Origin of the sequence: Vibrio metschnikovii CIP 69.14, from assembly GCF_000176155.1 — a bacterium.
In the GTDB taxonomy this organism is placed as follows: domain Bacteria; phylum Pseudomonadota; class Gammaproteobacteria; order Enterobacterales; family Vibrionaceae; genus Vibrio; species Vibrio metschnikovii.
In genome coordinates, this window is sequence record NZ_ACZO01000006.1 from 1,565,950 (window position 1) to 1,588,995 (window position 23,046).

The window sequence follows — 23,046 nt, forward strand, 5'->3', positions numbered from 1 at the left end:
GCAAGGGGGGGCAAATGAACACGTACCATGAAGGAGAAAAACCCAGCTTCTTTGCTAAAGTGGGCACACTAAACCATCAGTTAACGGATATTCATCAACGAATGCTGACCGTAGAGCCGAATATCGCCCGTATCTCCTTCGCTTTATACGATGAAGAAAGTACCGAGTTAAAAACTTATGCTCACAGCGACAATCAAGGCTTTGAACTGCTTCATTACTCGGTGCCCCTCGATAACCTGCCGACTTTAAAAGCGTGTGCGCAATCTGGTGAAGTTCGCTATCTCAATGATATTTCAATTGAAGTTAATCATATAACTCCGCATAGCCAATGGTTATTTGAACAAGGTTTTCAATCCTCAATGACCTTACCGGTTTACCATGATCAAACGTTCATTGGTTTTATCTTTTTAAACTCAAAACAAAAACACACCTTTACGCCTGAAAAATGCGCACAACTCAAATCGTATATTGATATTGTACGTTTTGTCGTTAGTTCAGAATACGATTTAGTCCAATCGCTGCTCAATGCAACCAAAGCCATTAACGCTAAATCGCCTGAACACTGGTTAGATTCAAAAGAACATAAAGAGCGTATTAGCCGCTATGCGCGGGTGATAGCACTAGAAGTAGCATCAGTCTATCAATTGGATGATGAGGTAATAGAAAATATTAGCCAATTTTCTAAATGCCATGATATTGGCAAGCTAGCCATTCCGGCAGAATTACTGAATAAACCTTGTTCACTCGGTCAGGATGAAAGACAGCAACTCAATCAACACATCGAAAAAGGCATTGAGATCATCAATGATATTATTGATGACATTGGCGCTCCAGAACATCCAAGTATCGCCGTACTCAAAGAGATTGTTGCCTACCACCATGAGTTTCTTGATGGTAGTGGCTATCCTTATGGCTTAACCCAAGAAGCCATTCCTATCTCAGCTCGCATTATTGCTGTCGCAAATATTTTCGATGCACTAACGAGCCATCGCCCCTACAAACAAGCTTGGTCTGTTCCATTTGCCTTGTTGGAACTAGAAAAAATGGTCGTATCCGGTAAGCTAGATAAACACTGCGTTAACGCGCTGCGTTATCATCAAGATTATTTAAAGCGGGTTAGCGAGACTTATCCAGAACTCGATCCGAAAGATAGAGAATCCCCAGCTTCTTAATTTGAGTAATTTTTGTGAGGTATCACTCTGTTGTCATTAACAAATGTGAGTTAATTAACCTTCATCACTCCTATAGCCATGCTACTATTTACAAAATTTTAACATAAATAGAATAGCCATTGCCTCATACATGGAGTTAGAGAATGAATCCGTTAACAAATCTAAGTCAAACTAAGTGCGCTCTCCCCCCCCCTAATGAAATGATCTTAACTTGGGCGCAAACTCGCCCCAACGACGTTTACTTGAAACAAATTATTAATCGGCAGTTTGTTGAATACACCTTCGCTCAAGTCGCTGATCAAGCACTACGTCTCGTTTCAGCACTACGCGCCTTAGGGGCTGAACCTGGTGATAAAGTGGCGCTTATATCAAAAAACTGCGCCGAGTGGTTCATATGTGATTTAGCAATCATGCTCGGTGACTATGTCAGTGTGCCCATTTTCCCTACTGCCGGCGCTGACACCATTGAATATTGTGCGAGTCATAGTGAAAGTAAAATAATCATTGTCGGTAAATTAGACGACAGTAAAGCCACCGCCCAAGTTTTAGCTAAAATGCCAGAGCTGATCAGTATCGCTCTACCTTACGCTTCAGCACCATCGTGCCACCATCAATATCTAGACTTAATTGCTCAGTATCCCCCAAGTGAAGAACGGCCTGAACATTATGATGATAAACTGATGTCGATTGTTTATACCTCAGGAACTTCAGGCGTACCAAAAGGTGCCATGCTAACCTACGGTGCTTTTGCTTGGGCAGTACAACAATTGATTGCTCAAATCGGTATTCAAAAAGATGATCGCCTGTTTTCTTATTTGCCTCTCGCACACATCACCGAACGTGTTTACATTCTTGGCACGTCAATTCAAGGTGGTGTTTTAACCGCTTTTCCTGAGTCACTTGATACGTTTATTGAAGATGTGAAAATGCATCGCCCAACGTTGTTTATCTCAGTACCAAGGCTATGGACTTTGTTCCAACAGCGTATTCAAGACAAACTTCCGCAGAAAAAGCTGAATATTCTGCTCAAAATCCCTTTTATAAATAGCTTAATTAAACGCAAATTAGCGGATGGTTTAGGGTTAGATCAAGCACGAGTCCTTGGTTGTGGCTCAGCCCCAGTCTCTCCTGCCTTGTTAGAGTGGTACCACAGCCTTGGCTTAAATATTACTGAAGCATGGGGAATGACCGAATCATTTGCCTACAGTACGATCAATTACCCCTTCCGGGCAGATAAAATAGGAACGGTTGGCCATGCTGGACCAGGAGTTCGCTTAAAAATTACCGATGACGGTGAGATACTCGTTCATAGTAAAGGGGTATTTTCTGGGTACTACAAAAATGACATTGCTTCCAAAGAAGCTTTTGATGCTCAAGGTTGGCTACACACTGGAGACTTAGGTTCAATTGACTCTGATGGTTATCTTACGATCCAAGGACGAATCAAAGATACGTTTAAAACAGCCAAGGGTAAGTTTGTTTCTCCCGTCCCGATTGAGAAAAAATTGTATGAATACAGCCGAGTAGAAATGCTGTGTTTAATTGGCTTAGGGCTGCCAGCGCCGATACTTTTGGTTGTACCGCATAATTTCTCTGATTTTGATCGAGAGCGTTATGAACGCACGACGAAACGCGTTATCGAAAAAATGAATACTAAACTCGAATCTCATGAGCAAATAAAAGGCGTATTGATGATCAAAGATCCGTGGAGCATCGATAATGGTATTCTTACGCCAACACTAAAGATAAAACGTCATGTCTTAGAGCAAAAATATCATGACGTAGGCCAGAATTGGCCTAAAGACAAACTCGTGGTTTGGGAAGAGTAATCTCACTAACTGTCCTTCTTTAGAACAGTGAAAAACGATGATCAAAGTAAAAACTTAGTGATCCATCTTACTACTGAAAACTTTGCCCCTATTATCATCAGTTAGGATTGGGGGTATTTTAGTTTTTCTCTTTTTCATCTTGTACAACATAAAACGCAGCAAACAAAACGCCCCGAACAGCATTCACTGTTCGGGGCGTTTTTAGCGCTTAAAGTGAAGAATTATTTCTTCTCTTTTTTCGCTTTAGCTTCAGCAATAACGGTTTCTGCTACGTTAGCTGGACATGGTGCATAGTGTGAGAACTCCATAGAGAACTGACCACGACCAGATGTCATTGTACGTAGAGAACCGATATAACCAAACATTTCAGATAGTGGGATATCCGCTTTAACACGAACACCAGTCACACCAGCTTCTTGGTCTTTGATCATACCACGACGACGGTTCAAGTCACCGATAACGTCACCAACGTGATCGTCTGGAGTGAACACGTCAACTTTCATGATTGGCTCAAGAAGTTGTGGGCCAGCTTTAGGCATTGATTGACGGAATGCACCTTTCGCTGCGATTTCAAATGCAATTGCAGATGAGTCAACGGCGTGGAAACCACCATCAAACAGTTCAACTTCAACGTCTAAGGTTGGGAAGCCAGCAAGAACACCTTCTTGCATCATACCTGCAAAACCTTTCTCAATCGCTGGCCAGAATTCCTTAGGAACGTTACCACCAACAACAGTTGAAGTGAATTTGAAGCCTGAGTTTGGCTCGCCTGGTTTGATACGGTAATCGATCTTACCAAACTGACCAGAACCACCAGACTGTTTCTTATGCGTGTAGCTATCTTCAACAGCTTTCGTGATTGTTTCACGGTAAGCAACTTGAGGAGCACCAACAATAAGATCGATACCGTGCGTACGCTTAAGGATGTCTACTTTGATATCTAGGTGAAGTTCACCCATCCCTTTCAGGATAGTTTCGCCAGTCTCTTCGTCTGACTCAACTTGGAATGATGGATCTTCAGAAACCATTTTACCAAGTGCAACACCTAACTTCTCAGAACCACCTTTATCTTTAGGCGCAACCGCGATAGAGATAACTGGGATTGGGAAAATCATTGGCTCAAGAGTACATTCGTGTTTAGGATCACACAGGGTATGACCAGTTTTCACGTTCTTCATACCAACGATAGCAATGATGTCACCCGCTTGCGCAGAGTCGATTTCATTACGGTCATCAGCGTGCATTTCTACCATGCGGCCAATACGTTCAGTTTTACCTGTCGCACTGTTCAAAATGGTATCGCCTTTCTTCAGTTTACCTGAGTAAACACGAACGAAGGTTAATGCACCAAAACGGTCATCCATGATCTTAAACGCAAGAGCACGGAATGGTTCATCAACAGAAACTTTAGCGACTTCGCCAGTGGCTTCACCAGTATCTGGATCAGTTAGCTCTTGTTCATGAACTTCTGTTGGGTTTGGTAGGTAATCTACAACCGCATCAAGGATAAGTTGCATACCTTTGTTTTTGTATGCAGAACCACAGTAAGTTGGGAAGAAAGCAAGTTCACGAGTACCTTTACGGATACAACGTTTGATGTCTTCTAGAGAAGGCTCTTCACCTTCCATGTAAGCCATCATTAGCTCGTCGTCTTGTTCAACAGCCGCTTCAATCAACATTTCACGGTATTCTTCCGCTTGGTCAACTAAATCAGCTGGGATATCCGTTACTTCGTAGTTCTCTGGAAGACCTGAGTCATCCCAGATGTACGCTTTTTGGCTCAGTACGTCAACAACACCTGTGAACTCATCTTCACGACCGATTGGTAGTGTCATGACTAGTGGTGTAGCGCCAAGTACATTTTTGATTTGGCCAACAACGCGGAAGAAGTCTGCGCCCATGCGGTCAAGCTTGTTGACGAAAATCAGACGAGATACTTCTGAATCGTTCGCGTAACGCCAGTTGGTTTCTGATTGAGGTTCAACACCGCCTGAACCACAGAATACACCGATACCGCCGTCAAGAACTTTTAGAGAACGGTATACTTCAACTGTAAAGTCAACGTGCCCAGGAGTATCGATGATGTTAAAACGGTGGTCTTTCCAGAAACAGGTAGTCGCAGCAGACTGGATTGTGATACCACGTTCAGCTTCTTGATCCATGAAGTCCATGGTTGTAGTACCATCGTGGCTGTCGCCCATTTTATGGATTTTACCAGTCAGCTTAAGGATACGCTCCGTGGTAGTGGTTTTACCCGCATCAACGTGCGCGAAAATACCAATATTTCTGTATTTTGATAAATCTGCCATTGTCTTACTCTGTTAATAAGGTATAAAGTGCGCGCAGAGTATAGCATAATCTGTCAAGACTGATACCCCTGCGATCGCTTGCTGAAAAAAAATAGTCAAGGACTACCTGTTGCTGATGAAATATAGGTGATGCGCACACAAGACGCGAGCAAATATCGACAAAACTCTCCGTTTCATCACACCTAATCTTTCGAAAAACACATACGCATTGTTTATTTTGCTATCACAGCTCATCAAAAGCGGCAATCGCTTCGGAAAGTTTTCGCACGCCATGAATTTGCATACCAGAAATCCCGCCCTTGGGCATATTGGCCATTGGAACAATTGCGCGGCTAAATCCATGTTTGAGCGCCTCGTTAAGACGCTCTTGCCCACTCGGCACCGGACGAATTTCCCCAGCTAATCCCACTTCGCCAAAAACCACCACATCTTTAGGTAACGGCTTATCACGAAAGCTAGACAGTAGTGCCATTAACAGGGCGAGGTCTGCACTGGTTTCGGTAACTTTTACGCCACCAACGACATTGACAAAAACATCTTGGTCGGCCATTTGCAAACCACCATGCTTATGCAATACAGCCAGTAACAAAGAGAGCCTATTTTGCTCTAAGCCAACCGCAACACGACGTGGATTGGCCAATTGAGAGTAATCGACCAATGCTTGAATTTCGACTAAAAGCGGACGGGTACCTTCCCAAACCACCATAACCGAACTACCGGAGGTCGCTTCTTCACCACGCGACAGGAATATCGCCGAAGGGTTACTGACCTCTTTTAATCCCTGCCCAGTCATTGCAAATACACCCAGTTCGTTCACCGCACCAAAACGGTTTTTATGACTACGAAGGGTACGAAAACGACTATCAGCGCCCCCATCAAGCAACACCGAACAGTCAATAATATGCTCAAGCACTTTAGGGCCAGCAAGAGTGCCATCTTTAGTCACATGACCAACGATAAACACCGCAACATTATTTTGTTTGGCATAGCGAGTTAAGGCCGTCGCCGATTCGCGAACCTGAGCGACACTGCCCGGAGAGGATTGCACATCGGCGACGTGCATAACTTGAATCGAGTCGATAACCATTATTCTCGGTTGCTCTTGCTCGGCAATTTGGCAAATACGATCGACGTTGGTTTCGGAAAGCATTTTCAGGTGTTCTTTGGGTAACCCTAAACGGGCGGCACGCATCGCAACTTGCTGTAATGACTCTTCTCCAGTGACGTATAAAGTTGGCATCTGCGCAGAAAGCAAACACATGGTCTGTAAAAGTAACGTCGATTTACCAGCCCCTGGACTGCCGCCAATCAGAATAGCAGCCCCTGGTACCACACCTCCGCCTAGCACTCGGTCAAACTCTTTAAAGCCACTGCTAAAACGAGGCACTTCTTGTAAGTTGATTTCGGCTAACGTTTGCACACTCGTTTGCGTAGCATTTCCCGCATAACCGGATAATCGTTCATGGCGAGCAACTTGAGGGGAAGCGGCTAAACGAACTTCAGAAATGGTGTTCCAAGCCCCACATGCATTACATTGACCTTGCCAGCGCGGAAAATCTGCCCCACACTCATTACATACATAGGCTCGTTTTGCTTTAACCATGAATCCTCAATACTTAATTAAAAATGGTAACTTAGCCGCTTGCGCTATCTTAACGAAACGGACAACTGTGCCTACATTTTACTTCGGTTATCGTTAAAGATTAACTGCATGATGCCGATATCATTCAAGAACCTAACTTTAACAGAAAAGTATGCAGCAATCTGACATTCTCTCTTTCACTGAAAAACTCATTCCGGTCTATCGCTCTCCGGACTTTGAGTTCATCCTCTCTCAGATCACGGATGGGCAGCCTGCCTCTGCTAAACTATTGATAAAAATGGAACTCAATCGACTGATGGCGCCGTGTAAAAAAACCATTGATTTACGCAGCCGAGTTGATACTGAGTGTCGAGAATATGAAATCGACGGTTTTAAACACTGGTTAGATGATATTGCATTAAATGATTACCAAAAAGGGGTAAAAAAGTTTTCTGGTTATACTGAAGGGGTTTGGGAAACGGTTTGCAAAGCGCGAATCAGCCAACGGGATAACACCAAAACCGATCAAGCCACTAATAAAGCATCCAAAAGCTTCCAAGCTGAGATCATTAAACTGGGCTATGATTTAAAACGCAAAGAAAATCGCCTCAGCCTAAATAGCCAAGTCTTGATCACTCTTAATAATCAAGCCATTCATGCAGTAACACTGGATCTCTCGCCTTCAGGCGCAAAATTTAAAGTACCCGCGGCATTTAACTATAAATCCGGACAAACGTTTAAAGCACAATTCACTGAACTGGAAAAATCGCTCGATATTCCTGGCTTAAATCAACCGATTGAATACCGCATACTGGCTATTGATGATTCCTATGAAAACAATGCGGTGAAATACTTGCGGGCATTACGTATTACTGAGACGACATTAATCGATAACGTGATTGCCGAGTCACTAGCTAGTAATATTAAGAAAAACCGTCACGATAACCAAGATAAAATCATTCGCGCTCGCACCCGTGGCTATGAGCACGTCTATCTCAAACACACAGGCCATTTACCGCTGTTTTTTAGTGGCAACCAACTGAAATTGGTACTGCTGACGGAAAACAATCGTCCTATTTGGCAATACTGGCATGATGAACGAAATCAGCAGAGTTTGGGCAGCTTATTTAATGCTGAACGGATGGGGCTGCTCACACAACCGGGCGTGAAAAATTGCAGTAACGTACTGTACTCGTTTAAACATGAGTATCAGGATAAAACGTTGTTTTTCTCGATGTTCATGCCCGAAGCCTCAGCAGAGCAACGAAAACTGTTCTGGCATATTGGCGCAAAAAAAGACAGTTGGAAAGCGTTCCGTTTATCGGTTTTTGAATTGTCAGCCGAAGAGCGAGCCGAGCTAGCCAACCATTCCGAAGAATTATTAGAGCACTCCAGTCAGCTAACGCATTGTGGGATTTTACAAGAAATTGCCGATATCAGTTCAGCACAAGATTATCTACTGGTAGCAAAACCCCCTCTACCTGGCAGTGCGTTGAATCCTTTTCGTCATAGCCGCCAAGTGATCGGTCAACCGTTAGGAGTGTATTTTGATGCTTGCTCTCGACGTAAAGAACTTCGCTACCGCTTTCGAACGCCATTACAGCTAAAAGATCAACAGCAAGTATTAGGGGAAGGATTGAGTGTTGATCTCTCTAAGCATGGATTAAATCTGATTCTTAATGCTCCAGTGGCACTCAAAGCTGGTGATAAACTGCAGGTGAATTTTACTGAACTAAAACGCTACGATGAAAAGTTACCCTTGGATGCCCTACCTTATCAAGTGGTTCGGATTAGTCCTGAAGGGCGACGTTTACAATTAAAGATTGAAGAGACATCCGCAACCATCAAAAGCATTGCGTTTTTTAATTCTCTTATCGAGCATAATCAAGACAAATTGTTACCGCAAAAAGAGCAGTTACCGAGCCCCCTCTCTCTTAGAGGGCTTGCATGATCTGTTGTTAGACAAAATGGTTTGTTCACCGATTTTCGTTGATAAACCTGGCGCGAATTTGCGACCACGAGTGATTGGCGTTAATTTTCCACTACCCGCTCACCTCATGTTATTGGCTAAACTCGGACAAGATGGTTGTTTTTCCCTTGAACCTATCTTTAAAAACCACACCAATACTCTACTCGCTTCGCCGATGAGACGGATTGATGGTGCCGAACCTCAGCATCATGAAATCTATATTGCAGTGGTCAAGTTTGCTGATCGTATTCAGTCGGTAGAATCTTGTTTGAAAAGTGAATTTAGTAGTATCAAAGAACGCATTCAATTTATTCGTAGAGCAAGAGAAACGGGCGAGTTTTATGCATTGCGTATTTCTGGTTCGCCGGTATTTGAACCGATGACCACCTTACTGCGCGAAGATCTCAATCAATTACTATTAGTTAGCTTAAACGATGCCAAAGCCTTAGAAAAAGAACTCAGTGCGATTGTCGGTTATTGCGAATTAACCGATATCACGCAAGAGGTGATCACTCGACTGGAGCTCACGGACTAAGTCAGAACGCCTGCCCTCTCAGCAAAGCGTTTGTGGGAATCCATCACACATAGTGTAAAAATAGACTCCCACTCTGCACTTAAGGCTGACTTTTCCAACTGATCTTTTGCTGTCTAATCAGACCCGCCGAAAGAATACACAATACACCACCTAAGCTTGCAAAACGTACCGCCGTTTGTGCTTTCGCCTCTACTTTTGGTTTCGCATGATAGGCAATCCCGAGTCCAGCCACCTCCATCATCACTAAGTCATTCGCCCCATCTCCTACTGCAACGGTATTATGCAATTCAATATCAAACTGCTGAGCAAGTTTTAAAACAATCTCTGCCTTAGTTTGCGCTCCTACAATCTCGCCCTTCACTTTGCCACTCAGTTGATTATTGATGATTTCTAATTGATTGGACTGCGCATAATCTAACGATAACAACTGTTGCAGGTGATCCGAAAAATAGGTAAAGCCACCGGAGGCTATCGCGGTTTTCCAGCCCATCGCTTGTAGGGTGATGAGTAACTCCGGCAATTCAGGCATCAAGGGTAAATCGTTGCGTACCTTTTCAAGGATTGCCGCATCCGCGCCTTTGAGCTTGGCGACTCGCTGACGTAAACTCTGCTCGAAATCCAGCTCACCTTGCATGGCTCGCTCCGTTACCTGAGCGACCTCATCACCAACACCCGCTAATTTGGCAATTTCATCAATACACTCAATTTGAATCGCTGTGGAGTCCATATCCAAGACGATCAAGCCGGGTTTAGACAGATCAGGCACTTCGTCGATTCGAGCATAATCCAAGTGTAATTGTTGTAGAATAGGTTCTAGCGCAGCGTCGAGCTCTCCCGCCATTAAAGCGACATCATAATTGCCGACTTTCCATGTATCAACTATCACTAATCCTTGACCACTCCATTGCTCAATATCCATAAAATGAGCAGGAGTCAGTGGCTGAGCAAAAATAATCCAATTAGCGTGGGACTTATCAAGAGCGCTACTCTCTCGCGTTTCTGGGTAGCGATTCAGCAGCGTCGTATGTTTTCTAATTGAGAGGGGTTTTACAGCATCCATGTTTCGCTTCCTTAACTATGATTCCCTGACGTTACCCTATTGCAATTTAAAAACGCAAGTCTCAATATGAGCGAAATGTCATTTTTTAGGTTTACGATCTATGGATAGCTCACTGTTTTCATTTCGTGTCGTCGTGCGCAGCTTAACCGTTGTGCTATTGATGGGCATGTCGGTGTTCACGATTCAAAATAGCGTTGTGATCAGTAAAGGCAATGAGCGCATTCAAGCCAATCAATTAGAAACCTTAACGAAAGTGTTAATCAATCAAGCCTCCCTGTCGGCCAGCAGCATGCTCGCAGAACAAGATCAAGAGCGATTACTGGCACTCACCAATCAACTTGCTCAAGAACGTTTAGTGTTTGATGCGACAATCTATGATGCTGAAGGCGTTAAGCTAGCCGCAAGTGACGGAGCACTCAGTGTTCGAGAGATATTAGGGCTAGATACACCACTACAAACGGCCAGTATTGGCCGTCAACAACTGGTTGAGCCGGTCTTGTATGATGGCAGCGTTATTGGTTTTGTCCGCTTAACGTTTGAAACGGGCCGAGTAACGGCAATTTCTGATCATCACTATCGAAAAAGCGATCGATACATGTATTTAATGTTATTGATGAGCTTTACTGGTGGGGTTTTGATCACTCTCTTGTTGCGTCGTCAATTTAGACCGAAAGAGCAGAAAGTAGAAAATGTGCTGCTTAAGCACGTTTAGCGATTAAACGATCACAATCACCAAAGCGCGAAGATCCCGATGAGTAAAGATAGACTTAACTCATCGGGACAAATGACGCAGAATATAACGCTTAACTGTCTCTATCGAAGCGGTATAACGGGCGTCAGAATCAAGATTAATTAATACCCGGCTTGATCGCCAATTAAAATGGAATCTAACGCAATTTCAATCATTTCATTAAAGGTATTTTGACGCTCTTCAGAGGTGGTTTGCTCACCGGTTTTAATATGATCAGAAACCGTGCAGATAGCCAGTGCTTTTGCGCCGTATTCAGCGGCAACGCCATAAATCCCAGCCGCTTCCATCTCAACGCCAAGGATGCCATATTTATCCATCACATCGAACATACTTGGATCGGGAGTATAAAACAGCTCTGCTGAGAATAGGTTTCCGACTTTAACGTCCACGCCACGAGCTTTCGCAGCTTCTTCTGCTGCCTTGACCATTTTATAATCAGCAATCGCAGCAAAATCATGATCTTTAAAGCGGATACGATTCACTTTTGAATCCGTGCAAGCGCCCATACCAATCACAACATCGCGTAATTTGATCTCTTCATTCACAGCGCCACAGCTACCAACACGAATGATCTTTTTCACGCCGTAATCTTTGATGAGTTCAGTCACATAAATCGAGCATGAAGGAATGCCCATACCGTGGCCCATCACTGAAACTTTACGGCCCTTATAGCTGCCCGTATAGCCGAACATGTTACGCACATCACATACCTGAACGACATCATCTAAAAAAGTCTCTGCGATGTATTTAGCGCGTAGTGGATCACCTGGCATTAAAACAACGTCAGCGAAATCACCCAGTTGAGCATTAATGTGTGGAGTTGCCATGTCTTTTCCTCTTTATCTTGGTGATTGTGTTGCCCAGTCAGTCGAGCAACACAATTGAACAGTAGGCTTAGCTTTGCTAATAGCAAAACCAATCATAAAATACAGTCTTCTATTCCAGCACTGCAGGTGATGTTACAAAAAGGATTTTCCGTAATCCATTGGTGAAGTAGCAAAATAACTCGCTAAACTCTGACCAATATCAGCAAAGGTTTCACGGTGGCCAAGGCTACCCGGCGCTACTTTTTGACCATAGACGATCACTGGAATGAATTCGCGTGTATGATCGGTGCCTGGCCAAGTAGGATCGCAGCCATGGTCAGCGGTTAAAATCAGTACATCTTGCTCTTGCATCTGATCAAGAATTTCTGGCAGACGCTGATCAAAATACTCTAATGCTGCCGCGTAACCGGCGACATCTCGGCGGTGACCATAAGCAGAATCAAAATCAACAAAGTTAGTGAAGACTATCGTGTTATCACCCGCTTGTTCAATTTGCTCTAATGTGGCATCAAACAAAGCAGGAATACCGTTGGCTTTCACTTTTTTACTGATCCCACAGTTAGCATAAATATCAGCTATCTTACCAATCGAAACCACTTCACCTTGTCGCTCTTCAAGCAGTTTTTGCAATACGGTAGTTGCAGGTGGCTCTAAAGATAAATCACGGCGGTTACCAGTACGAGCAAATTGTCCTTTACCAGGACCGGTAAATGGACGGGCGATCACTCGACCAATGTTATAATCTTCTAACTCTTCACGAGCAATCTGGCACAGTTCAAGCAGGCGGTCTAAGCCGAAAGTCTCTTCATGACAGGCAATCTGAAACACTGAATCCGCTGACGTGTAGAAAATTGGCTTACCTGTCGCCATATGCTCTTCACCCAAATCATCAAGCACTTGAGTACCAGAGGCATGACAATTGCCAAGGAAACCATCCAAACCGGCACGCTTTAAAATGCGGTCGGTTAGCTCAGTAGGAAAACTGTTTTCTTTGTCACTGAAATAGCCCCATTCAAATAGCACTGGTACACCAGCAATTTCCCAGTGTCCCGATGGTGTATCTTTACCAGAAGAAAGTTCAGCAGCGTGTCCGTAAGCGCCAATAATATCTGCGTTTTGATCTAAGCCTGGCGCAAATTGTCCTGTGGCTTCTTTGTGCGCCATTGCTAAGCCTAACTTAGAAAGATTAGGCAAACGTAAAGGCCCTTGGCGATCCGCATTATCCGCTTTACCTTGTTGGCACTGCTCGGCAATGTGACCTAAGGTATCAGCGCCAACATCACCAAACTTTTCAGCGTCTGGAGCGGCGCCAATACCAAATGAATCTAATACTAAAATAAATGCTCTTTTCATTACTTTTCCTCACCGGAGTTACACATCTTCAGGTCGAATTTGACGATAGATTTCCGGAGTTTCTTGATAATTGCCGCCAATCTTAACGGCTTGTTGAAGTGCTTTCGCAGCAACCTCCCACTGTTCTTCATTGCGGGCATGAATCACCGCCAGTGGTTTATTGCTATCAGCTATTTCACCTAAACGAATGAATTGATCAAAGCCGACCGCATAGTCAATAGTATCGGTCGCCACTCGGCGTCCGCCGCCCATACTCACGACCGCCATACCAATCGCGCGCGTGTCCATGGCAGAAACTACGCCGGCTTGCTGCGCATAAACGGGTTTTACCACCTCGGCTTTTTCTAAATAACGGTCGTAGTGTTCAACAAAGTCATTCGGACCGCCGAGTCCTGCGACCATCTTTCCAAATCGCTCTGCCGCTTGTCCATTATCGAGCACGGTTTGTAATTTAGTGCGCGCTTCTTGAGGATCTTTGGCTAATTTGGCTAACAATAACATCTCGATGCACGAGGCCATGGTCACTTCTAATAAACGCGGGTTGCGATATTCACCGGTTAAGAAACGAACCGCTTCACGAACCTCGAGAGCATTACCTGCCGATGAAGCCAATACTTGATTCATATCGGTTAAAATAGCCGTAGTATTGGTGCCAGCACCGTTCGCCACCGCAACAATCGATTTCGCTAACTCTTCAGACGCTTGATAGGTTGGCATAAACGCACCTGAACCGACTTTGACGTCCATCACTAAGGCATCTAGACCTGCTGCGAGCTTTTTCGATAAAATCGATGCAGTAATCAACGAGATATTGTCCACCGTGGCGGTGATATCACGGGTCGCATATACCCGTTTATCCGCTGGTGCTAAATTGCCGGTTTGACCAATGATCGCGACGCCAGCGTGTTTGGTCACCTCACCAAACAGCTCATTACTGGGCATAATGTTGTAGCCGGGGATCGCTTCTAGCTTATCTAGCGTACCGCCGGTGTGCCCCAAGCCTCGCCCAGAGATCATAGGAACGTAGCCACCACAAGCGGCCACCATAGGGCCGAGCATTAATGACGTCACATCGCCAACGCCACCGGTAGAGTGTTTATCCACGATCGGGCCATCAAAATTCATGTGCGCCCAGTCGATAACCATTCCCGAGTCACGCATCGCACAAGTCAGTGCTATACGCTCTGGCATGGTCATTTCTTGAAAATAAATGGCCATCGCAAAGGCAGCAATTTGCCCTTCTGAAACGCTATTATCAGCCACACCTTGGATGAAAAAATAAATTTCATCGCGCGTTAAAACTTCACCATCGCGTTTTCTACGAATAATTTCTTGTGGTAAGAATACATTAGATGTAGACATATAAGCCTCCTAGATGCTTTTGCTAATCTTTCAGGCCCTCTTTAAAATCGCATGTCTTAATGGTTAGCACCATTGTTAATTGGACTCACACTTCGCTGTATGAAGTCTTCTGCTTAGCACTTTGCAGATGCTGAAATTATCGAGGGAAAAACAAAGTAAGTAATGCTTAGCACTACTTACTTGCTCGTTAATGATTAATAAGCGCTAGGATCGGCTTGTTGATCGGTCACCTCTAACGTATTTAATAAGTTAGTTAACAGACTCGAAGCGCCGAAGCGATAATGGCGGCTATCAGCCCAACCTTGGCCAAGAATGTCATCTGCCATGGCTAAATATTGCGCGGCATCTTCTGCGGTACGTACACCACCGGCAGGTTTAAAACCTACCTGTTTCGCAACGCCTAAATCACGGATCACTTCAAGCATCATGCGCGCATACTCAGGTGTCGCATTGACAGGCACTTTACCGGTTGAGGTTTTGATAAAATCCGCACCCGCTTCGATACTGATTTGTGAAGCTTTCTTGATTAAGGCTTCTTGTTTTAACTCACCCGTCTCGATGATGACTTTCAGTAAAATATCACCGCAAGCTTGTTTGCACTGCTTAACCAGTTCAAAACCGACTTGTTCATTGCCAGCAATCAAAGCTCGGTATGGGAATACGACGTCAACCTCATCAGCACCATAAGCAACCGCGGCTTTGGTTTCAGCCACCGCGATGTCAATATCATCATTACCGTGTGGAAAATTGGTGACTGTGGCAATGCGAATCTCTGGAGTACCTTGCTCACGAAGGGTCTTCTTAGCAATAGGAATAAAACGTGGGTAGATACAGATCGCCGCCGTATTACCTACTGGGCTTTTTGCATCATGACAGAGCTGGATCACTTTGGCGTCCGTATCGTCATCATTTAATGTGGTTAAATCCATCAATTTCAGTGCGCGTAGCGCTGCGGCTTTTAAATCGCTCATTTCTATCTCCGATCAATATATTCAATTCATTGACTAGTGAGTAAGACGTCACTCGACATAGTCACAAAATGAACGGACTTGGTTCCTTGAAGACTCGGTGTTTTGCACCAATTGCTATCCCTGTCACCGCACAATGCCAATAAGCTTTATGGCATAACCGTCTGTGATTGCGGTACACAATATTGCTCAAGCAACCACTTGTTGGAAGTTGATGGTTATGCCACAAGCTTCCATTACAATCGATCGCTCTGATGCTCTGCTTCACCCTTGTTCGATAATAAAAACCGTGAATCCATCACTCGTTTTATTGTCACAATATTGGGGGCATATAAAGGCGAATAAGCTGTGATCTACAGTATAACTCTTCGCAACAAAACCCTAGCACAACACTCAGAGCAAACGGTTTGTATCTCAAAATAATCGTTATCATCCATCATGGACAATTCATTTATTAAACTGTCTTAGCGAACCTTATCGTGTGAAAGACAAGGAACTGTGTTTTCTTGGTCAACAAAACAGAAAAACCCCGCAGCAATCTCTTGCTACGGGGTTGTGTTAAATGGCGTCTATATCGTTTTCTTTACTAAATTAGAAAGAAAGGAATAGGCCAGCAATGGTTGCTGCCATCAAGTTAGATAGCGTACCAGCAACCACAGCCTTGATACCCATACGAGCGATATCACCACGGCGTGAAGGAGCCAAGCTACCTAAACCACCCAACAAAATCGCAATTGAAGATAAGTTAGCAAAACCACACAATGCAAAGGAGATGATCGCTTTGGTTTTCTCAGTCAGTACAACTGGTGCTGCATCACTTAGGTACGGTGCAAATTGAGAGTAAGCTACGAATTCGTTAGCAACGGTTTTTAGACCGATAAACTCACCAGCGATAGTCGCTTCCGCCCATGGCACACCCAATAGGAATGCAAGTGGAGCAAAAACAAGACCTAGAATCATCTCTAGTGTCAGCTCTGGCATACCGAACCAACCACCGATACCACCAAGCATACCGTTGATAAGAGCGATCAAACCGATGAAAGCAATTAACATCGCACCAACGTTTAGTGCTAGTTGCAGACCAGCTGAAGCACCGCCTGCCGCCGCATCAATCACGTTAGCTGGTTTATCAGCTTCAGCCGCTTCGATACCTTCGATTTGATCAACCGGTTTATCGGTTTCAGGCATGATGATTTTAGCAAACAGTAGACCACCTGGTGCCGCCATGAATGATGCCGCAACTAAGTATTCAATTGGCACGCCCATTGATGCGTAACCCGCTAGAACACCACCAGCAATAGAAGCTAGACCACCACACATCACCGCAAACAGTTCAGATTGCGTCATCTTAGGTACAAACGGACGAACCACAAGTGGTGCTTCGGTTTGACCAACGAAAATGTTCGCAGCCGCTGACATTGATTCTGCGCGAGAAGTGCCTAATGCTTTCTGTAACGCACCACCTAAAATTCGGATAACCCATTGCATAACGCCGAGGTAATACAGAACTGAGATTAATGCAGAGAAGAAAATAAGTGTTGGTAGTACGCGAAAAGCAAAGATGAAGCCTCCGCCACCAAATACTTCAAACATTTTACCAGAAACTAGGCCACCAAACATAAACTCAGTACCGTTATTACCATAGTTGATAACATTCGACACTGCGTCAGAGAGACCACGAAGGAGTTCCTGACCCCATGGTACATACAAAATGAATGCGCCAAGGGAAAATTGGATAGCAAAAGCACCACCCACGGTTCTGATATTGATAGCTTTACGGTTTGATGAGAGTAATACTGCGATTCCCAGTAATACAACCATTCCGATTAGGCTCATAAACAGGCTCATAGTTTATGGCTTCCTTATAAGTTAGAAGTTAATTAGGTGTTGGCGTGTGGCAAAATAGAGCTCAAAAGCGAAGCGATTATACTTATCTCAACCACAATAAAATAATGCCTTCCTCACACTTTCTTATAAGATTAATAATCCATTCACACACTTATGTGACACGAATCACTATTGATAAACTTATTTGTTACTCTCATCACGCTCATCGGCGGTAGAAAGACCAAACAACCTATGGCTGGTTTGCCAAATAATGGGCGCAATCTGCTCAGGCTCTGTTTGATGTAACCTGGCCAACTCCCGCAGCACCAAAGGCAGTCGTAAAGGACAATTAGCTTGACCTTGATAGCCCAATAGCGGCATATCCGGTGCATCGGTTTCAAGCACTAAGTCTTCAATCGATACCGAAGCAATAGCTTGACGCGTTTTATTGGCTCTTGGATAAGTAATCACACCGCCTACGCCTAATTTAAACCCTAAATCAATAAACTGCTTCGCCTCTTGCCTACTGCCTGAAAACGCGTGTAAAACACCACCTTGGGTAAATTTCATCTGCTTTATCATCTGTATGAGCCGCTGATGGGTTTTACGACTATGAAGAATGACTGGCTTCTGAAAAGCTTGAGCGATGGAAAGCTGTCCAATCAGGAGTGCTTCTTGACGCTCTGCGGGTTGATCAATCAGCGCATCCAAACCACATTCGCCAATCGCCACACAGGCGTGCTGAGCAACCGAAAGCTTATGCTCTAATTGTTGTAATAATTGGGCAGGAGTTGATAAAGGAATAAAATGAGGGTGAATGCCAAGCGCATAGAAAATACAATCTGAGTCGCGTGACACTAACTGCTCAATTCTCGCCCAGCTCTCAAGACTTGTCGATGGAATGAGAAAACGCTCAACGCCTTGCGTTTTAGCTTGAGCTAAGTCGCTGGCTAATGTCGATTCAAAAACAGGTAAGTCCAAGTGACAGTGGGTATCAAATAATTGCACAGTACTATACCTTAAGCGCGCGAATCGGATGAACCATCACGCTCAGTACGACGCGCTGGATCCGCTCGATAAGCCACACAACTGCGCTTTTGTTCGGGCGTTAACCCCATCTGTTGACACCATGCATCGTAGCGAGCCAGTGTCTGTTTTAGCCATTGCCACATGGTTTTTCCCTCTCCAGCGTCTGTGGTTAATGCCATCTATTATTCCACAAAATCATCGTGGTTTTATTGCTCTTCACGCTTAAAGACCAGCTCGGTAGGGCTCGACTCTTGAGGTACAAAGTAATAGCCAGCGGTGGTGAAATGGGTCAGCTCTTCAACCGAGGTGACTTGATTATCAATAATATAACGCGCCATCATGCCGCGAGCTTTTTTAGCATAAAAACTGATCACTTTATATTGTCCGTTTTTGGCATCTTTAAAAATTGGCGTGATCACTTGTGCATCAAGCTGATTGGTTTTCACCGCTTTAAAATATTCATTAGACGCCAAATTGATCAGTACATTATCACCTTGCGCTTCAATCTCTTGATTCAGCTTATCGGTAATAATAGAACCCCAAAATTGATACAAATTACTGCCTCGAGGATTGGTTAATTTGGTGCCCATTTCTAAACGATAAGGCTGCATTAAATCGAGCGGCTTAAGTAAACCATATAAGCCTGATAACATACGTAAATGCTGCTGAGCAAATCGCAAACTCTCTTCAGATAAGCTCTGAGCATCAAGACCGGTATATACATCGCCTTTAAAAGCGAAAATCGCTTGGCGGGCGTTGTCCAAGCTAAACTGCTCACTCCACTGTGCAAAACGAGCGACGTTTAATCCAGCAATCGTATCACTGACTTTCATTAATGCTGAAATATCGTCAGGTGTTAATTGACGACAGACGTCAATCAGCAGCTTGGAGTGCTCGATCAGTTCCGGTTGAGTGTGCTCTTGACTTGGTAAAGGCGATTCATAATCAAGGGTTTTAGCAGGAGAAACCACAATCAGCATTGTTCTATCCTAATATCGTTTTACTTAGAGAGTTGAATCGTTAGATTAACAAAAAAAGCCACACATTGTCTGCATGGCTTTTTCTATCTTATTCATTGGGCCTAACGATAGGCTTAACCACTTTCAATGGCAAATCATCATAAAGGGTAATTCTTAACGATTATTTGCTTTTGCTATCCCAAATCCCGTCTTCTAGCTGAGATTTTAGCTCTGGGTAATCGTTGGCATCAAAGGTTGGTAACTTACCGGCTTTCAGTTGACGGTTGTAGTCTTTCGCCAATTTAACCACCGTTCCAGAGAGCAGCAAAATCGCAATTAAGTTGACAATCGCCATCAAGCCCATCGTAACATCAGCCATCGACCAAACGGTAGGTAATGTCGCAAGCGAACCGAACATCACCATGCCCAGCACGATCATTCGAAAAACCACCAAGCCTTTTTTATTATTATGCTCAAGGAAAATCAGGTTGGTTTCAGCATAAGAGTAATTGGCAATAATGGAGGTAAAGGCGAAGAAGAAAATCGCTAAGGCAATAAAAATACTTCCCCAATCACCAACTTGTGAACTCAGTGCACGCTGGGTAAGCTCAATACCGGTAATTTCACCGTGAGGAACATACTCTCCAGACATAAGAATGATCGCAACGGTCGCCGAACAGATGACTATCGTATCAACGAAAACCCCAAGCATCTGTACGTATCCTTGTGAGGCTGGATGCGGAGGATAAGGCGTGGCAGAAGCTGCCGCGTTAGGTGCCGAGCCCATGCCCGCTTCGTTCGAAAATAACCCGCGTTTAACACCATGAATCATTGCTTGAGCAATCGCATAGCCTAAGCCACCTGCCGCCGCTTGCTCTAAACCAAACGCGCTTCTAAATACTAAGCTTAGTACTGACGGTAACTTTTCGATGTTTAGGATCACCACGACCATAGCAATCAAAATATAGGCCAAGGCCATGATCGGTACAATCAGCTCGGCAGTACGAGCAATCTTACGAATCCCACCAAAAATCACAAACGAAGAGATTAAAACAATCGCGATGCCAACATAAAGCGGATCAAAACCAAAAGCAGTGTGCATCGCACTGGAAATCGAATTGGCTTGCACTGCATTGAACACTAAACCGAAAGCGATGATAAGGAAGATAGAAAACAGCACGCCCATCCAACGCATGCCTAAGCCTTTTTCCATGTAATAAGCGGGACCACCACGATAGTTTCCATCTCTATCACGGGTTTTATACAGCTGAGCTAGAGTACTTTCCGCGAAAGACGTCGCCATACCAAGCATCGCCGTCATCCACATCCAAAAAATGGCACCAGGACCACCTAATGTCAAAGCGACCGCAACCCCGGCCATATTACCGGTACCAACACGAGCCGCTAAGCTGGTGCATAAGGCTTGGAAAGAAGAGATACCAGATTGGTCTGATTTTCGGCTGTTTCTCAATACACTGAACATATGACCGAAATGACGAAACTGGATAAATCCTAAACGGACCGTAAAGTAAATCCCTACCCCGACTAAAAGATAAACCAGAATCGATCCCCAAAGCAGGTCGTTCATTAAATTAATTAAGTCTGTCACAAGAACCTCTCTTAGAATGTGTGTTGAGTTGACCAGCCGATCAGCACGAAAAGGTGAATGAGCATCCCAGAAAATAATTCGTATTACGGGAGCCATTAAGCGTGATTCAACACTTTTTAGGTCGTTAAAATAATGCAGTAAATTTTTTGACGGGCGGATAATGCTACCTCAATCAGCAAAAATCAATATGCAACACAACTCATCTTTATGTTATTTTTTACTATAAAGTCACCATTTATTAACACAAACGCGACCATTAAACCCCAAAAAAACCAATAAAAAACAAACAAAATACCAACAAAACAGAATAAAAAAACCGCACAAACCTCATGTTGCATAATCCTAATCTCATTGGCTGAGAATCTAGCTATCACAGTGCATGACTGAATTTTTTGTCAGTAAAATGTCATAAAACACAACCAAGCGAGCAATAAATCATCAAGCAGTCAATTGCTAGCGTTAAATGTAACGTTTTATTAACAAGATTTTTCTGGCAATAAAAACGTTTGCGCGAATCGGTTGCGTCTTTTTTGTACAGAAAAAAGTTCAAAAATGTGAAAGAACAACGAAAAAAAAGCCGTTCAATCGATAAAAAGTCATAAATGAGAAATGAATCATGGCTAAGATTAAGTTTCATATGCTATACCCAAATCGCAATGAGATGCAGCGCGGACTTACATCATAAAACAAGCTGGTTGATGTAAGATCTTAACTTAAGTGCTGTAACTTCAAGTAGGAAGGGAATATCTAGCATGATGTTTACGATGTAGACCCAACCCACAGGATACCTGCGATAGATGCCGTCCGTTGTGCTCTTTAATGAACGAGTATCTCATCAGCGAAGCTATGGCGGTATGCAGTGGAGAGGGAGAATGACTTATGACAATGAGGCTTGCTTATGGATGACTTGCACTTTGATCAACTACTAGACATGGAAATGACCAAGATTCGCGCTAGCCGCAGTAAACCAGTGAAACGAATGTGGAGAGAAATTGAAGCAATACGGGATAAAAAACGCTTAGAGAAAGAGCTACTTGATATGGATGTCTGCTTGGATCTCGACAGCATAAAACTGTAACTATACCCAAACAACTTGGAGTTGCAGGTAGGCGGCAAGTGAGTGAGTCCCCATGAGCAGTGAGTCCCTATGAGCATAGATAGACTCTATGATTGGGGCGAACGAACGTAGACATCCCCTCCTGCAGCTTCAAGTAGGAAGGGGATATGTAATAAGGCGCACTCAGCTATTCGGTGCGCCTTATTATTGATGGTCATCTTATTATCTAAATGCACTCTGACTCACTTTTCCTGACTCGCCGAGCCAACTGGGTGAATCGATCAGCGATGGTTTCGCCAAAGACAGGATCATCTTCGTGGCCACTCCAGATAGATTCAACCTGCTGCCAATCTGAAATACTAAAAGCATCTTCAATCAATGGAAAAACCGACTGCTCTTCTAACTCTAGGTGACGCTGCTGCTGTTCAATAAAATCGGTCAATTTTTCGATAAAGACATCTTGAGGCACGACAGCATCTTGCAAAATCATTTCTACGATCAACAAAAATGCTTGCGTCTGCTCAGCCAGCAACTCATGTTCTTGCTCCAAGTTTTCGACCATCGGAGTCGTGGGGTAGTTCTGCTGATAGTAGTGATAAAGCACATTCTCTTTCGGGTGATGAACTGATTGAGAATGAGAGCCTAAATAATCAACAATTTCTTTAATCAGACTATAGTTGATCAGCTGCTCTGTATTGAGCAACTGTAACTTTTCGCGCAGTATGGTGAGTAGACGAGCCATGTACTCATGTTCGCGACGGATCCTTTCTAACATCATGATGAGCCTCCCTGACTGATCGTAAACCAATCGTATTCTTTGGTTTGATTGTTCAGTATAGCTCAAAAAA

General features: G+C 44.0%; 17 protein-coding genes and 1 pseudogene. 5 read left to right on the forward strand and 13 right to left on the reverse strand.

The genetic code is table 11. The annotated features are described in order from the left end of the window. Window positions 1-14: 14 nt before the first annotated feature. Window positions 15-1,172: an HD domain-containing phosphohydrolase gene (locus tag VIB_RS10425; protein ID WP_004395902.1), complete on the forward strand. Its 1,158-nt coding sequence runs from the start codon at window positions 15-17 to the stop codon at window positions 1,170-1,172. Window positions 1,173-1,315: 143 nt separating this feature from the next. Then, the gene (locus tag VIB_RS10430; protein ID WP_004395903.1) at window positions 1,316-3,001 is read left to right on the forward strand and encodes an AMP-binding protein; all 1,686 of its coding nucleotides are present in this window, start codon (window positions 1,316-1,318) and stop codon (window positions 2,999-3,001) included. Between the two features lie 221 nt (window positions 3,002-3,222). Here the strand turns inward: VIB_RS10430 and fusA are convergent, their stop codons facing one another. Next, window positions 3,223-5,310: an elongation factor G gene (gene fusA / locus VIB_RS10435; RefSeq protein ID WP_004395904.1), complete on the reverse strand. Its 2,088-nt coding sequence runs from the start codon at window positions 5,308-5,310 to the stop codon at window positions 3,223-3,225. Between the two features lie 223 nt (window positions 5,311-5,533). After that, a complete protein-coding gene (radA, locus tag VIB_RS10440) occupies window positions 5,534-6,913 on the reverse strand; it encodes a DNA repair protein RadA (protein ID WP_004395905.1) in 1,380 nt (459 codons plus the stop codon). A gap of 151 nt (window positions 6,914-7,064) precedes the next feature. On the opposite strand from radA, the pseudogene VIB_RS10445 reads away from it, so the two are divergent. Then, window positions 7,065-9,396 (forward strand): annotated as a pseudogene (locus tag VIB_RS10445) (PilZ domain-containing protein). Between the two features lie 79 nt (window positions 9,397-9,475). Here the strand turns inward: VIB_RS10445 and serB are convergent. Beyond that, on the reverse strand, window positions 9,476-10,456 hold the full coding sequence (gene serB, locus VIB_RS10450; protein WP_004395906.1) for a phosphoserine phosphatase: 981 nt from the start codon (window positions 10,454-10,456) through the stop codon (window positions 9,476-9,478). A gap of 100 nt (window positions 10,457-10,556) precedes the next feature. On the opposite strand from serB, the gene VIB_RS10455 reads away from it, so the two are divergent. Next, window positions 10,557-11,168 (forward strand): YtjB family periplasmic protein, encoded by a 612-nt coding sequence (locus VIB_RS10455; protein WP_004395907.1) that lies wholly within the window; start codon window positions 10,557-10,559, stop codon window positions 11,166-11,168. Between the two features lie 140 nt (window positions 11,169-11,308). Here the strand turns inward: VIB_RS10455 and deoD are convergent, their stop codons facing one another. The 9 genes from deoD to VIB_RS10500 form a co-directional block, all read right to left on the reverse strand. After that, window positions 11,309-12,034, reverse strand: a complete 726-nt coding sequence (gene deoD, locus VIB_RS10460; protein ID WP_004395908.1) for a purine-nucleoside phosphorylase — start codon at window positions 12,032-12,034, stop codon at window positions 11,309-11,311. Window positions 12,035-12,166: 132 nt separating this feature from the next. Then, window positions 12,167-13,387: a phosphopentomutase gene (locus VIB_RS10465; RefSeq protein ID WP_004395909.1), complete on the reverse strand. Its 1,221-nt coding sequence runs from the start codon at window positions 13,385-13,387 to the stop codon at window positions 12,167-12,169. A gap of 18 nt (window positions 13,388-13,405) precedes the next feature. Continuing rightward, window positions 13,406-14,749 (reverse strand): thymidine phosphorylase, encoded by a 1,344-nt coding sequence (deoA, locus tag VIB_RS10470; protein ID WP_004395910.1) that lies wholly within the window; start codon window positions 14,747-14,749, stop codon window positions 13,406-13,408. A gap of 194 nt (window positions 14,750-14,943) precedes the next feature. Continuing rightward, complete coding sequence (gene deoC / locus VIB_RS10475; protein ID WP_004395911.1) at window positions 14,944-15,720, reverse strand: deoxyribose-phosphate aldolase; 777 nt, start codon at window positions 15,718-15,720, stop codon at window positions 14,944-14,946. A 588-nt stretch (window positions 15,721-16,308) separates the two neighbouring features. Further along, complete coding sequence (locus tag VIB_RS10480; RefSeq protein ID WP_004395912.1) at window positions 16,309-17,565, reverse strand: NupC/NupG family nucleoside CNT transporter; 1,257 nt, start codon at window positions 17,563-17,565, stop codon at window positions 16,309-16,311. Window positions 17,566-17,745: 180 nt separating this feature from the next. Then, complete coding sequence (locus tag VIB_RS10485) at window positions 17,746-18,552, reverse strand: TatD family hydrolase (protein WP_004395913.1); 807 nt, start codon at window positions 18,550-18,552, stop codon at window positions 17,746-17,748. An 11-nt stretch (window positions 18,553-18,563) separates the two neighbouring features. Then, on the reverse strand, window positions 18,564-18,752 hold the full coding sequence (locus tag VIB_RS10490) for a hypothetical protein (RefSeq protein ID WP_040904665.1): 189 nt from the start codon (window positions 18,750-18,752) through the stop codon (window positions 18,564-18,566). A gap of 27 nt (window positions 18,753-18,779) precedes the next feature. Continuing rightward, a complete protein-coding gene (gene yaaA / locus VIB_RS10495; protein WP_004395915.1) occupies window positions 18,780-19,553 on the reverse strand; it encodes a peroxide stress protein YaaA in 774 nt (257 codons plus the stop codon). Between the two features lie 160 nt (window positions 19,554-19,713). Continuing rightward, the gene (locus VIB_RS10500; RefSeq protein ID WP_040904666.1) at window positions 19,714-21,141 is read right to left on the reverse strand and encodes an alanine/glycine:cation symporter family protein; all 1,428 of its coding nucleotides are present in this window, start codon (window positions 21,139-21,141) and stop codon (window positions 19,714-19,716) included. Between the two features lie 898 nt (window positions 21,142-22,039). Here VIB_RS10500 and VIB_RS10510 point away from each other — a divergent pair. Then, on the forward strand, window positions 22,040-22,219 hold the full coding sequence (locus VIB_RS10510) for a DUF3545 family protein (RefSeq protein WP_004395917.1): 180 nt from the start codon (window positions 22,040-22,042) through the stop codon (window positions 22,217-22,219). A gap of 205 nt (window positions 22,220-22,424) precedes the next feature. Here VIB_RS10510 and VIB_RS10515 read toward each other — a convergent pair whose 3' ends face one another. Continuing rightward, window positions 22,425-22,976, reverse strand: a complete 552-nt coding sequence (locus tag VIB_RS10515) for a hemerythrin domain-containing protein (RefSeq protein ID WP_004395918.1) — start codon at window positions 22,974-22,976, stop codon at window positions 22,425-22,427. Between the last annotated feature and the right edge of the window lie 70 nt (window positions 22,977-23,046).

What these genes read in the sequence shown, in the direction of transcription:
- VIB_RS10425 (WP_004395902.1), top strand. Translation starts at nt 15, where the DNA reads ATGAACACGTACCATGAAGGAGAAAAACCCAGCTTCTTTGCTAAAGTG.
- VIB_RS10430 (WP_004395903.1), top strand. Translation starts at nt 1,316, where the DNA reads ATGAATCCGTTAACAAATCTAAGTCAAACTAAGTGCGCTCTCCCCCCC.
- fusA (WP_004395904.1), bottom strand. Translation starts at nt 5,310, where the DNA reads ATGGCAGATTTATCAAAATACAGAAATATTGGTATTTTCGCGCACGTT.
- radA (WP_004395905.1), bottom strand. Translation starts at nt 6,913, where the DNA reads ATGGTTAAAGCAAAACGAGCCTATGTATGTAATGAGTGTGGGGCAGAT.
- serB (WP_004395906.1), bottom strand. Translation starts at nt 10,456, where the DNA reads ATGGATGCTGTAAAACCCCTCTCAATTAGAAAACATACGACGCTGCTG.
- VIB_RS10455 (WP_004395907.1), top strand. Translation starts at nt 10,557, where the DNA reads ATGGATAGCTCACTGTTTTCATTTCGTGTCGTCGTGCGCAGCTTAACC.
- deoD (WP_004395908.1), bottom strand. Translation starts at nt 12,034, where the DNA reads ATGGCAACTCCACACATTAATGCTCAACTGGGTGATTTCGCTGACGTT.
- VIB_RS10465 (WP_004395909.1), bottom strand. Translation starts at nt 13,387, where the DNA reads ATGAAAAGAGCATTTATTTTAGTATTAGATTCATTTGGTATTGGCGCC.
- deoA (WP_004395910.1), bottom strand. Translation starts at nt 14,749, where the DNA reads ATGTCTACATCTAATGTATTCTTACCACAAGAAATTATTCGTAGAAAA.
- deoC (WP_004395911.1), bottom strand. Translation starts at nt 15,720, where the DNA reads ATGAGCGATTTAAAAGCCGCAGCGCTACGCGCACTGAAATTGATGGAT.
- VIB_RS10480 (WP_004395912.1), bottom strand. Translation starts at nt 17,565, where the DNA reads ATGAGCCTGTTTATGAGCCTAATCGGAATGGTTGTATTACTGGGAATC.
- VIB_RS10490 (WP_040904665.1), bottom strand. Translation starts at nt 18,752, where the DNA reads ATGGCATTAACCACAGACGCTGGAGAGGGAAAAACCATGTGGCAATGG.
- yaaA (WP_004395915.1), bottom strand. Translation starts at nt 19,553, where the DNA reads ATGCTGATTGTGGTTTCTCCTGCTAAAACCCTTGATTATGAATCGCCT.
- VIB_RS10510 (WP_004395917.1), top strand. Translation starts at nt 22,040, where the DNA reads ATGGATGACTTGCACTTTGATCAACTACTAGACATGGAAATGACCAAG.
- VIB_RS10515 (WP_004395918.1), bottom strand. Translation starts at nt 22,976, where the DNA reads ATGATGTTAGAAAGGATCCGTCGCGAACATGAGTACATGGCTCGTCTA.